Source organism: Hydrogenophaga sp. (assembly GCF_030656115.1).
Taxonomy (GTDB): Bacteria; Pseudomonadota; Gammaproteobacteria; order Burkholderiales; family Burkholderiaceae_C; genus Hydrogenophaga.
Genome location: NZ_JAUSOO010000016.1, coordinates 23,753 through 35,815 on the forward strand (window position 1 = coordinate 23,753; position 12,063 = coordinate 35,815).

The 12,063-nt window shown below is 60.6% G+C and carries 13 protein-coding genes and 1 pseudogene; 8 read left to right on the top strand and 6 right to left on the bottom strand.

Annotated elements, in window-relative coordinates; all coding sequences use genetic code 11:
• Window positions 1-92: 92 nt before the first annotated feature.
• The 4 genes from pssA to Q7J58_RS01865 form a co-directional block, all read right to left on the bottom strand.
• Entirely contained in the window at window positions 93-902 is an 810-nt protein-coding gene (gene pssA, locus Q7J58_RS01850) for a CDP-diacylglycerol--serine O-phosphatidyltransferase (protein ID WP_304822604.1), read from the bottom strand.
• A 180-nt stretch (window positions 903-1,082) separates the two neighbouring features.
• On the bottom strand, window positions 1,083-2,099 hold the full coding sequence (ilvC, locus tag Q7J58_RS01855; RefSeq protein ID WP_304822607.1) for a ketol-acid reductoisomerase: 1,017 nt from the start codon (window positions 2,097-2,099) through the stop codon (window positions 1,083-1,085).
• Window positions 2,100-2,240: 141 nt separating this feature from the next.
• Window positions 2,241-2,732, bottom strand: a complete 492-nt coding sequence (ilvN, locus tag Q7J58_RS01860; protein ID WP_304822610.1) for an acetolactate synthase small subunit — start codon at window positions 2,730-2,732, stop codon at window positions 2,241-2,243.
• A gap of 163 nt (window positions 2,733-2,895) precedes the next feature.
• Complete coding sequence (locus Q7J58_RS01865; RefSeq protein ID WP_304822613.1) at window positions 2,896-4,677, bottom strand: acetolactate synthase 3 catalytic subunit; 1,782 nt, start codon at window positions 4,675-4,677, stop codon at window positions 2,896-2,898.
• 324 nt (window positions 4,678-5,001) lie between these two features.
• Between Q7J58_RS01865 and Q7J58_RS01870 the strand changes: the two genes are divergently transcribed.
• From Q7J58_RS01870 to Q7J58_RS01880, 3 genes are read left to right on the top strand one after another with little or no spacing between them, the layout of a single operon-like run.
• The gene (locus tag Q7J58_RS01870) at window positions 5,002-5,565 is read left to right on the top strand and encodes an RDD family protein (protein ID WP_304822616.1); all 564 of its coding nucleotides are present in this window, start codon (window positions 5,002-5,004) and stop codon (window positions 5,563-5,565) included.
• A gap of 15 nt (window positions 5,566-5,580) precedes the next feature.
• Window positions 5,581-5,997 (top strand): diacylglycerol kinase, encoded by a 417-nt coding sequence (locus tag Q7J58_RS01875; protein WP_304822619.1) that lies wholly within the window; start codon window positions 5,581-5,583, stop codon window positions 5,995-5,997.
• A 23-nt stretch (window positions 5,998-6,020) separates the two neighbouring features.
• The gene (locus Q7J58_RS01880) at window positions 6,021-6,608 is read left to right on the top strand and encodes a TIGR00730 family Rossman fold protein (RefSeq protein WP_304822622.1); all 588 of its coding nucleotides are present in this window, start codon (window positions 6,021-6,023) and stop codon (window positions 6,606-6,608) included.
• A gap of 14 nt (window positions 6,609-6,622) precedes the next feature.
• Here Q7J58_RS01880 and Q7J58_RS01885 read toward each other — a convergent pair whose 3' ends face one another.
• A complete protein-coding gene (locus Q7J58_RS01885; protein ID WP_304822625.1) occupies window positions 6,623-6,961 on the bottom strand; it encodes a P-II family nitrogen regulator in 339 nt (112 codons plus the stop codon).
• 70 nt (window positions 6,962-7,031) lie between these two features.
• Here Q7J58_RS01885 and Q7J58_RS01890 point away from each other — a divergent pair.
• Window positions 7,032-7,142 (top strand): annotated as a pseudogene (locus Q7J58_RS01890) (ATP-binding cassette domain-containing protein); the annotation flags it as partial.
• A 294-nt stretch (window positions 7,143-7,436) separates the two neighbouring features.
• Here the strand turns inward: Q7J58_RS01890 and Q7J58_RS01895 are convergent.
• Complete coding sequence (locus Q7J58_RS01895; RefSeq protein WP_304822628.1) at window positions 7,437-9,134, bottom strand: NAD+ synthase; 1,698 nt, start codon at window positions 9,132-9,134, stop codon at window positions 7,437-7,439.
• Window positions 9,135-9,237: 103 nt separating this feature from the next.
• Here Q7J58_RS01895 and Q7J58_RS01900 point away from each other — a divergent pair, with 103 nt between their 5' ends.
• The 4 genes from Q7J58_RS01900 to Q7J58_RS01915 all read left to right on the top strand — a co-directional run bounded on the left by Q7J58_RS01900 (window position 9,238) and on the right by Q7J58_RS01915 (window position 11,961).
• Window positions 9,238-10,527: a GNAT family N-acetyltransferase gene (locus Q7J58_RS01900; RefSeq protein WP_304822631.1), complete on the top strand. Its 1,290-nt coding sequence runs from the start codon at window positions 9,238-9,240 to the stop codon at window positions 10,525-10,527.
• 76 nt (window positions 10,528-10,603) lie between these two features.
• Complete coding sequence (locus Q7J58_RS01905; protein WP_304822634.1) at window positions 10,604-10,921, top strand: hypothetical protein; 318 nt, start codon at window positions 10,604-10,606, stop codon at window positions 10,919-10,921.
• A complete protein-coding gene (locus Q7J58_RS01910) occupies window positions 10,912-11,352 on the top strand; it encodes a polymer-forming cytoskeletal protein (protein WP_304822637.1) in 441 nt (146 codons plus the stop codon). The genes Q7J58_RS01905 and Q7J58_RS01910 overlap by 10 nt, the downstream gene beginning before the upstream one ends.
• Window positions 11,353-11,406: 54 nt before the next feature.
• A complete protein-coding gene (locus Q7J58_RS01915; protein ID WP_304822639.1) occupies window positions 11,407-11,961 on the top strand; it encodes a polymer-forming cytoskeletal protein in 555 nt (184 codons plus the stop codon).
• The last annotated feature ends 102 nt before the right edge of the window (window positions 11,962-12,063 follow it).

Sequence of the window (12,063 nt, forward strand, 5' to 3'; positions counted from 1 at the left end):
AGTACACAGGTACGGCAAGGCGAAGCATCAACGCCGAGGCGGTTTTGCGTCCGTCTTGATTAAGGAAAACCATAGCTGCGATGGTCAAAACCTCACTCATGCAGCCCACGCTCGTCGGGCTCATCGGTTGACGTGCTGATCACACTGGTTTGCCGTCCCTTGGCCTTGCGCCAGAAATACACCGCATACCCTGACAACCCGTAGAGCACAAACAAGCCAAAGAGTACCGATGGCGGGTGGATGTTGATGACCGCGATGCCCAGCGCGACCAGCACAATGGCTGCGAACGGTACGCTCTTTTTCAGGCTCAGATCCTTAAAACTGTAGAAAGGCACGTTGGTCACCATGGTCAGGCCCGCATACAGGGTAATGCCAAACATAGGCCAGACCAATTCAGAGCCCTTGTAACCATATTCAGTGGCCAGCCAGATAAAGCCAGCCACCAGCGCAGCCGCCGCCGGTGAAGGCAGCCCCTGAAAATAACGCTTATCGACCACCCCGGTGTTGACGTTGAAGCGAGCCAGGCGCAGAGCCGCGCAGGCGCAGTACACAAATGCCGCAATCCAGCCCCAGCGGCCCAGCCCACTCAATGCCCAGATGTAAGCGATCAGAGCAGGCGCTGCGCCGAACGAGACCATGTCGGAGAGTGAGTCCATTTGCTCACCAAAAGCGCTCTGGGTGTTGGTCATGCGGGCCACACGGCCATCCAGGCTGTCCAGCACCATGGCGACAAAGATGGCCAGCGTTGCCAGGTCGTAGCGCCCGTTCATCGCCATCACAATCGCGTAAAACCCGCCAAAAAGCGCCGCCAGCGTGATCATGTTGGGCACCATGTAAATGCCCTTGCGCCGTTTGCGTATTTCTTCGTTCTGCAGCATTTGTGGGTCAGATCCGTCGTGCATGAATTTCTTTGATAGGGGCCGGGGCTGGATGCGCCATGTGGCAGCACAACACCCAACAAGTAAAGTACCAGTGTAAGCCAGCAACAAGCTACAGCCACAAATAGCAAAGGCCACCGAAGTGGCCTTTGCTGGCTGCACCATTGGCTCCAAGATGCCACGGGTGCAGTTGTGTGCAAAAAATCAGTTACGTGTCTGGTCAACCAGCTTGTTCTTGGCGATCCAAGGCATCATGGCACGCAGTTGAGCTCCCACCACTTCGATCTGGTGATCGGCGGTGTTACGACGGCGTGCGGTCATGCTTGGGTAGTTGGTGCGACCTTCCAGGATGAACATCTTGGCGTACTCACCGGTCTGGATGCGCTTCAGCGCGTTGCGCATGGCTTCACGGCTCTGGGCGTTGATGACTTCCGGACCCGTCACGTACTCGCCGTATTCGGCGTTGTTCGAAATCGAGTAGTTCATGTTGGCAATGCCGCCTTCGTAAATCAGGTCCACGATCAGCTTGAGTTCGTGCAGGCATTCAAAGTAAGCCATTTCAGGCGCATAGCCGGCCTCAACCAGGGTCTCGTAACCCATCTTGATCAGCTCAACCGCACCACCGCACAGAACCGCCTGCTCACCGAACAGGTCGGTCTCGGTCTCTTCCTTGAAGTTGGTTTCGATGATGCCGGCCTTGCCACCACCGTTCGCCATGGCATAGCTCAGGGCCAGATCACGGGCTTTGCCGGACTTGTCCTGATGCACCGCCACCAGGTGGGGCACGCCGCCGCCCTGGGTGTAGGTGTTGCGCACGGTATGGCCTGGCGCCTTGGGAGCAACCATCCACACGTCCAGATCGGCACGGGGCACAACTTGGTTGTAGTGCACGTTGAAACCGTGGGCAAAGGCCAGCGAAGCGCCCTGCTTGATGTTGGGTGCGACATTGTTGGTGTAGACCTCGGCGATCTGCTCGTCGGGCAACAAAATCATCACCACGTCCGCAGCGGCCACAGCGTCGTTGACTTCCATCACGGTAAGGCCCGCTTTGCCGACTTTGTCCCACGATGCACCACCCTTGCGCAGACCAACCACGACGTTGATGCCGCTGTCGTTCAGGTTTTGTGCGTGTGCGTGGCCCTGGCTACCGTAGCCGATGATGGCAACGGTCTTGCCCTTGATCAGGGACAGGTCACAGTCTTTGTCGTAGAAAACTTTCATCTTTTGCTCCAGTGGATAGTTGGGGGTTGTGCCGTTCATCGCGAGCCTGTCGAAGGGCTCTCGGGACCCGGTGGGTGCCAGCACACACCAAGGCTTCGACAGGCTCAGCCCGAACGGGCAAATGGCTGAGCCCTGAAAAACTCAAACGCGCAGGATTCTCTCACCTCGGCCAATACCGCTGGCACCGGTACGCACCGTCTCCAGAATGGCCGCGCGGTCAATAGCTTCCAGGAACGCATCGTTTTTGCTCAGGTCGCCTGTGAGCTCAATGGTGTAGCTCTTTTCGGTCACATCAATGATGCGACCCCGGAAGATGTCGGCCATGCGCTTCATCTCTTCGCGCTCTTTGCCCACCGCACGCACCTTCACCATCATGAGCTCGCGCTCGGTGTAAGCACCTTCGGTCAGGTCAACGACCTTCACCACCTCGATCAGGCGGTTCAGGTGCTTGGTGATCTGCTCGATCACGTCGTCCGACCCGGTGGTCTGGATCGTCATGCGAGACAAACTGGGATCTTCGGAGGGGGCGACCGTGAGCGATTCAATGTTGTAACCACGGGCGGAAAACAGCCCCACCACGCGGGACAGGGCGCCCGGCTCGTTTTCCAGCAAAACTGCAATGATGTGTTTCATGAGTGGATTCCTCTTTTTGCGGCAGCAATGCCACCAAGCAAGTGGCCGCAGAAACTGCGTTGTCTGAGCCCTCCCCCGCGCACGGTAATGCGCAGGCTTGGCTGCAAATAGATTCGTCAGGGGCTGCTACGGGCCGTTAAAGGCCTGCAGCAGGGTGAGTGGGTCAGAGGTCTTCTGAGCCCAACAGCATTTCTGTGATGCCTTTGCCGGCTTTGACCATCGGGAACACGTTCTCGGTGGGGTCGGTGCGGAAATCCATGAACACCGTACGGTCCTTGAGCTTGCGGGCTTCGCGCAGTGCTGGTTCGACGTCTTGTGGACGCTCAATCAGCATGCCTACGTGCCCATAAGCCTCTGCCAGTTTCACGAAATTGGGCAGCGCGTCCATGTAGCTGTGGCTGTAGCGTCCTTCGTAGTCAATTTCCTGCCACTGCCGAACCATGCCGAGGTAGCGGTTGTTCAACGCCATGATCTTGATAGGCGTGTTGTACTGCAGGCAGGTGGAAAGTTCCTGGATACACATTTGCACCGAACCTTCGCCGGTGACACAGAACACCTCGCTCTCGGGCCTGGCCAGCTTGATGCCCATGGCATAGGGAATGCCCACACCCATAGTGCCCAGGCCACCCGAGTTGATCCAGCGGCGAGGCTCGTCGAAGCGGTAGTACTGTGCGGCCCACATCTGGTGCTGCCCCACATCGGACGTGACGTAAGCGTCGGCATCTTTGGTCATGTTCCACAGGGTCTCAACCACGTACTGCGGTTTGATCACGTCCTGGTTGCCACGGTCGTACTTCAGGCAATCTTTAGAGCGCCATCCTTCGATGGTTTCCCACCAGGAAGCCAGCGCTGCCGGCTCGACACGGGTGGGGGTCTCGCGCACCATGTTGATCAACTCGGTCAATACGTCTTTCACGTCACCCACGATCGGCACGTCAACCTTGACGCGCTTGGAAATGCTCGACGGGTCGATATCGATGTGGATGATCTTGCGGTCCACCGAGGCGAAATGCTTGGGATTGCCGATCACTCGGTCGTCAAAACGGGCGCCCACAGCCAACAACACATCGCAGTTCTGCATGGCGTTGTTGGCTTCAATGGTGCCGTGCATACCCAGCATGCCCAGAAACTTTTTGTCGGACGCAGGATAAGCGCCCAATCCCATCAGCGTGTTGGTGACGGGGTAGCCCAGCAGATCAACCAGGGTTCGCAGCTCTTGCACCGCATTGCCCAGCAGCACGCCACCGCCGGTGTAGATGTAGGGTCGTTTGGCTGAAAGCAGCAACTGCAAGGCCTTGCGAATCTGGCCACCATGGCCTTTGCGCACCGGGTTGTACGAGCGCATCTCGACCGACTCGGGGTAGCCGGCGTAGGCCGTCTTGTTGAAAGACACATCTTTCGGAATGTCCACCACCACAGGGCCGGGACGGCCGGTGCGGGCAATATGAAACGCCTTCTTCATGACCATGGCCATGTCGCGCACATCTTTCACCAGAAAGTTGTGTTTCACGATAGGGCGCGTGATACCGACGGTGTCGCATTCCTGGAAGGCGTCCAGCCCGATCGCAGCGGTCGGTACCTGGCCGCTGATGATGACCATAGGAATGCTGTCCATGTAGGCCGTGGCGATACCGGTAACTGCATTGGTCAGACCGGGACCCGAGGTGACCAGCGACACACCCACCTCACCAGTGGCACGGGCGTAGCCATCGGCGGCGTGTACCGCAGCTTGCTCGTGGCGCACCAGCACATGCTGGATAGTGTCCTGCTTGTAAAAAGCGTCGTAAATGTGCAGCACAGCCCCACCGGGGTAACCCCAGATGTATTTCACGCCTTCGGCCTGCAGGGCCTTGACGAGAATTTCTGCGCCGCGAAGATCTTGGGTGGCTGAGCCAGAAGAGGTGGCGGCAGCGGCTGAGGCCAGTTCGGCCTTGTTGATTTCCATGATGAACCTTTCGAGAATTTCTCTGACGAAAAAACTTGGGTGCATCTGCGCCTACTCTTGTGAAGCGGTGTTGAGACTTGAGGCCAATGGACATGAGCGGACGCATACCCCGCCGGACCTTGACCCGTTTGCCGTGTTTTGAAGTGCAACGCGCATTATCGCACTGCAAACTTATCATTTACGGTGAGGAAACGGCAGGTGGTAGCGAAAAGCGCTGCTTTTACGGCAATGCGACAATTCAGGCTGCTTTTTGCAGGACCTCCCGGCAGAGGCTTCGCTGGGTTCAGGTTCAGCCGGCACCCTTAACGCCTTCTTTTCGCGACCATGACCACATCCCCCACTGCGCACACCACGCCTTCTTTAATACCGGATGATGCGGCCAAAAGCCCTCTGCAGGCACCGCCACTGCTGCGCCGTATGGCCTGCTGGCTGTATGAAGGCATGCTGATGTTTGGTGTTGTGTTCATCGCGGGCTATCTGTTTTCCACCCTCACCCAGACCCGCAATGCGTTGGACAACCGGCACTTGCAACAGGCATTTTTGTTTGTGGTGTTCGGCATCTACTTCACCTGGTTTTGGGCTAAGGGACAAACCCTAGCCATGAAAACCTGGCACATCCGTGTGGTGGATGCTGCCGGGCGTTCACTCACACAAGGTCGCGCGCTGCTGCGCTATGTATTGAGCTGGTTGTGGTTTTTGCCCCCGCTGGCCGCTGCGGGCGTATATTCGTTGGGCAGCGGTGAAACCACGGTTTTGACCATGGGCTGGATTGCCATCTGGGCCATCTTGTCGCGCTTTCACCCACAACAGCAATTCCTTCACGATGCTCTGGCTGGCACCCGGCTGGTGCACCACAAACCGCCCGCAGCATCCAAGCGCCGTCGCTGAACCAGACAGCTGCCCATGCCCCAAAACACCACGCCATTGGACACCGCCCAGCGCGAAGCCGCTAACGCACAAAAGCAACGCAAAGGCCTTTCACGCATGCTGCATGCGCTGGGCTATTCCCTGGCGGGCCTGCGTGCAGGGTGGGGTGAAACGGCTTTTCGCCAAGAAGCGCTCGCAGCGCTGGTGATGGTTCCCGCGTCATTCTGGCTGGGCCGACATTGGGTCGAAACAGCCTTGCTGGCTGCCGTGGTGGTGCTGGTGATGGTGGTTGAACTGCTCAACACGGGCGTTGAGGCCGCCATCGACCGCATTGGGCCAGAGTGGCACGATCTGTCAAAGCGTGCCAAAGACATGGGCAGCGCGGCCGTTCTGCTGAGCTTGGTGCTGTGTGTGGGCGTGTGGACCGCTGCGCTTTGGGCTCGTCTGTTTTGAAATTCCCAATGCAATCCCGTTCAATGAGCACCCCCAACTTTTCCATTTGTGTGTACTGCGGTTCCCGCCCAGGTGCCCACCCAGCGTTCGCAGACACGGCACGGGCCGTCGGCCATTGGATCGGCAGCCACGGCGGTCAGCTGGTGTATGGCGGCGGCAGCAACGGCCTGATGGGCATCACTGCACAGGCCACGCTGGACGCCGGTGGCCGCGTGATCGGCATCATTCCCAAAGCTTTGGTGGAGAAGGAATGGGCCAAAAACAACTGCACCGAACTGCATGTGGTGGACACCATGCACGAGCGCAAACGCATGATGGCCGAGCACGCCGACGCCTTTTTGGCGCTGCCAGGCGGCATCGGCACATTTGAAGAGTTTTTTGAGGTGTGGACGTGGCGCCAGCTGGGTTACCACGACAAACCCATTGGCCTGCTCAACGAGGCGGGTTACTACGACGGGCTGCTGGCTTTCTTGAAGACCGGCGTCGAGCAAGCGTTCATGAGCCCTTGGCAGATAGGCCTGATTCGCGTGAGTGACAACGCAGTGCGGTTGCTGCCCGAACTGGTGCAGTCGGCAGGTCTGTCGCCCGCGGCGCGGCTGGAAGCGATCTGAAATCGGGGGTGGGATCAGACCGCCGCTTCGTCTTCTTCCCCGGTGCGAATACGCACCACGCGCTCCACAGAAGTGACGAAGATCTTGCCGTCGCCAATCTTTCCAGTGTGAGCGGCTCGGATGATGGCGTCAACACAGCGGTCCACATCGTCCGACTTGACCACCACCTCCAGCTTCACTTTTGGCAAAAAGTCAACCACGTATTCGGCACCGCGGTACAGCTCGGTGTGACCCTTCTGGCGGCCAAATCCTTTCACTTCGGTCACGGTCAGACCGGTCACGCCCTGCTCTGCCAAGGCCTCGCGCACCTCTTCCAACTTGAATGGCTTGATGATGGCGGTGATTTGCTTCATGCGGACGGCTCCAGGGTGCGGGATGACAAGGAAGCCAAAAATGTATCACGCGCACCGCACCGGTGCACGCGCTTCGGGCAGAGGCAAGTCCACCTTGCTCAACATTTTGGGCGACCTGGACACGCCCACCGAGGGCCTGGTGCTTTGTCAGGGACACGATCTCACCGGTGCCGACGAAGATGCCCTGGCGCTGGTGGGGCTGGCCGACCGCAGAAACCATTTCCCGGCCTCGCTGTTACACGCTGTTGTTCCTGGTGGTGCTGGCCATGATGCCCTTGTGGCCCGACAGCCAGAAGGTGGACACCGCCACCGTGCAGCGCGGCACCGTGAGCCAGAGGCCGAGGGCCGCACCCGGCTGCGCGACCCGGACACCATCAGCGCACCGGTGGCGGCCATGGTCCGCCGCATCTGCCTGGCGCCCGGCCGAGGGCGCCCGCGTACGCCGGTCCTGATGGCCTGCATCAGACTGGCGCGTTCATGCCCGGTATTTGCTGGTGATGGGGTAACGCCAGTCTTTGCCAAAGCTGCGGTGCGTCACCCGCACGCCCACCGGGGCCTGGCGGCGCTTGTATTCGTTGATGCGGATCAACCGCACCACTTTGTCCACGTCGGCAGCGTTGTAACCCTCGGCCACGATCTGAGCCGGGCTCTGGTCGTTTTCCATGTAGCGCTCAATGATCGCGTCGAGCACGTCGTATTCGGGCAGGCTGTCCTGGTCTTTCTGGTCGGCCCGCAGCTCGGCGCTGGGCGGCCGGGTGATGATGCGCTCGGGAATCGGGTTGGCGCCGGTGCCATAGGGATCGTGCGCGTTGCGCCAGCGCGCCAGGCGAAACACCACCGTCTTGGCCACGTCCTTGATCACGGCAAAACCGCCCGCCATGTCGCCGTAGAGGGTGCAGTAACCGGTGGCCATTTCGCTCTTGTTGCCCGTGGTCAGCACGATGCCGCCAAATTTGTTGGACAGCGCCATCAGCAGGGTGCCGCGAATGCGGGCCTGCAGGTTCTCTTCGGTGGTGTCTTCGGGCAGGCCGGTAAACTCGCCCGCCAGGCTGGCCTTGAAGGCCTCGAACTGCGGCGCAATGTCAATTTCGTCGTAGCGCACACCCAGTCGTTCGGCCATGTCGCGCGCATCGATCCATGAAATGTCGGCCGTGTACGGCGACGGCATCATCACTGTGCGCACCCGGTCCTTGCCCAGCGCATCCACCGCAATCGCCAGCACCAGCGCCGAGTCGATACCGCCCGACAAACCCAGCAGGGCCGATGGGAATCCATTTTTGCCGATGTAATCGCGCACGCCCAGCACCAGGGCGTGCCACAGGTCGGCATCGGCACTGTGGTCACGGTCGGTGCTGGCTTCAATGGTCCAGCCGGCGCCCTGGCGCTGAAACGTGCAGTCAAACAAGGTTTCTTCAAAACTCACGGCACGGCCTGCCAGCGCGCCGTCGGCAGCCAGCACGAAACTGCGGCCTTCAAACACGATCTCGTCTTGCCCGCCCACCAGGTGCGCGTACACCAGCGGCAAGCCGGTGGCCAGCGCGCGTGCGCGCATCGTGGCCTCACGTTCACCGCCTTTGCCGGTGTGGAATGGCGAAGCGTTGATGACCACCAGCAACTCTGCACCCGCGGCCTGCGCCTGGGCCGCCGGTTCGTCAAACCAGGCGTCTTCACAGATCAACAGCCCCAGCCGCACCGGCGAGCCATCAGCGGAGTCCACCTCAAACACGCAAGCGTCTTGGCCCGGGACGAAGTAGCGCCGCTCATCAAACACCTGGTAGTTGGGCAGCTCGCGCTTGGCATAGGTGTGGGTCACCTGCCCGTTCAACAGCACGCTGGCGGCATTGTGCAGCTGTGCCACCGACACGCTGCGCTCGCGCCGGGCACCTGTGCCCGGCTCCACCACGCGCACCGGATGGCCCACCACGATGTGCAGGCCTTGGAGTCCCGCGGTCTGAAGGGCAATGGATTTCAGGGCATCATCACAGGCGTCGATGAATGCGGGCCGCAGGTACAGGTCTTCAGCCGCGTAACCGCTGAGCGCCAGTTCCGGCGTGAGCAACACCCGCACGCCGCGGGCATGGGCCTGGCGTGCAGCGTCGATGATTTTTTGGGCATTGCCCGCCATGTCGCCCACCACAAAGTTGAGCTGGGCCACGCAAATTGGAAGTGTCATGCGGTCTGGAAGAAGAACGAAATCGATCAAGGGAAGGGGCATCAACACCGGTGCGTCACCAGACCCCCAACGGCCCGAACGGGCAGGCATTTGAGGACCGAAAATGAGCGCAACCAATTATGTCACCCGGGTCTTTTCCTCACCGCTGGACATACCCGCCAATGCCTGGAACCATCTGCTGGGCAGAGAAGCCGACCCCAGCCCCTTCATGAACCATGCGTACCTGGCGGCGCTGCACACCAGCGGGTGCGCGCAGCAAAGCGCTGGCTGGCAAGCCCAGTTTGTCACCCTGTGGCAAGGCGCCGAGTTGCAAGCGGCCTGCCCCATGTACCTGAAGAACCATTCCTACGGCGAATACGTGTTCGACTGGGCCTGGGCCAATGCCTACGCCCAACATGGACTGGACTACTACCCCAAGGCCCTGGTGGCGGTGCCGTTCACGCCTGTACCCGGTGCAAGGTTGTTGGCCGCCAATCCGGCGGCCCGAACCGCTCTGGCGCAAGCGCTTATTGCACATGCGCGCGCAGAAAACCTGTCGTCGCTGCACCTGCTGTTTGCGCAGCCCCAAGACGTGGCGGCATGCGAAGCTGCTGGGATGATGCTGCGGCACACGGTGCAGTTTCACTGGAAGAACGTGGCCCCCACGCTCCCCACTGCCCCAGCAACGGCCTGGGCCGTTGATGCTTGTGGTTCGCTGCCCCCCGAGGAGGTTGGCCTTGCTGGCGCCGAGCTGCGGCCATTTCAGGATTTCGACCACTTTCTGGCCAGTTTGCAGCAGGAAAAGCGCAAAAAAATCCGGCAAGAACGGCGCAAGGTGGCCGAGGCGGGGGTGGTGTTCCGGTGGTCGATGGGCACGGCCATATCGGCCGCGGACTGGGACTTTTTCTACCGCTGTTACGAGCGCACCTACCGGGAGCACGGCAACGCGCCTTACCTGAACCGCGATTTTTTTCACCGCATGGCGCAGTCCATACCCGAGCACTGGCTGCTGTTCATTGCCGAGCGCGACGGCCAGGCCATGGCCAGCAGCCTGATCGGCATCGACGCGCAAGCGGGCGTGGCCTATGGGCGCTACTGGGGCGCGCTGGAGCGCGTGGACTGCTTGCACTTTGAAGCCTGCTATTACCAGCCCCTGGCCTGGTGCATCGCCCATGGTTACAACCGTTTCGAAGGCGGCGCACAGGGCGAGCACAAGATGGCGCGCGCGCTGCTCCCCGTCAAGACCACAAGCGCTCACTGGCTCGCCCACCCGTCGTTCGCCAACGCGGTGGAGCGCTTTCTGGAACGGGAAGACCAAGGCATACAGCAATACCTGGAGCACCTGGCGCAACGCAACCCCATGAAAGGCATGCCTGCGCTGCAGACAGCACCCGTGTCAAGCACCGAAGCTTGACGGGCTGCTCCATTTCATGCGCAAGTCTGCGCCCAGGCCTTCGGAGGCGGTAGCTGCTCGCTAAACTACAGCAACCATGAACGACACCAACGCCTTCTTCACCCAGACCATCGTGGGCGCACCTTTTTCGGTGTTGCTGGGGCGCCAGCTTGATCCAGGCCGTAGCCCGACCACCGGGATTGAGGTCAACATGCTCGGTGCCGACACCCGTTTGAGCCAGGGCTGGAAAGACTGGATCGTATTGAGCCATGCCTGTGACCGCATCGGCCAACCACACCATCGCCCGGGCCGGGTGCGGCGCTGGCTGGAGCGCCACGCGCTGTGGATGGCCGCGCTCGGGGTGTCCAGCCTGCTCACCTCAGCGGTTATCTGGGGACTCCTGCAATGGACCTGAAACCCCCGCAAGATACGCTCACCATCGACCCCATTGCCATGAACGTGGTGAACCGGGTCGCATCGGGTTGTCAACTGAATGGCGATTTGAACTTTGAAGGCGGTTTGTTGGTGCAAGGCGAGCTTGCGGGCAACATCCGCATCAACGGTTGTTTGATCGTCTGGACCGGCGGTACCGTGCGCGGCCGCGTGCATGTGTCGGGTGACCTCTACCTTTTTGGCCGACTGGGCGATACGCACGCCAGCGCCCACGAAACCAGCCTGGAATGCCAGGGCATGGTTTGTGTGTCAAGCACCGGCACTTCCACGGGCACGCTCATGGCCAGACGCCTGCAACTCTACGAAGGTGCCGACTTGCAAGGCCCATTCAAGACGCTGAAACCAGGTGACAACCTGCCGGTGCTGCAAGACACCGTGTCGAACGCGCCTTGACCCCTGTACCGACCCAGCACCACCACCACCCCGACCCACCACCCGGAACTGGACATGGAAAACAACCCAATACAGTCTCATCAAGAGCCGTTTGTGGCTGAGCCGCCAACAATTGAGCGCAACACGAACGAACAGGGCACCCGTGCCACCCCCCATCTGGACGTGGTGGTGGGCAACGCCATGCCCCCCACGCAAACGGTCAACCTGCCCGTTCTGCACCCCCAGGTGCAACCGGCCATACCGGGTGACACCACCGATGGAGGCCCGGCACGCACCATGCTGGCAGAGGGACTGCATTTCGTGGGCCATGCCCAACTGAGCGGCCCCTGCAGCATTGCCGGCACGGTGGAAGGCAACCTGAGCCAGGCGCCTGGGGCACTGGTTTCGGTGGTGGTCACCGCAACGGGGCGGGTGCAAGGGGACATCACAGCCCAGAAGATTTCCATCATGGGCCACACCGACGGCGTTCTCGACTCGGGTCAAGGCGAAGTGTCCTTGCACGACACAGCCAGCGTGCGCGGGTTGGTGCGATATGGCCGCATTCAGGTCAATGGTGCCGACCTGAATGCCACGCTGGAACGCGTCGCCCCCCCCAGCAGCGCCCACTGAAAATCAGAAACAGGCCGTACGCAAAACCGCCATGCAGCGATCGAGCCCAGTTCCACCCAGGATGCCTGCCTCACCGGGCCAGGTACCCCACACACAAGCGTT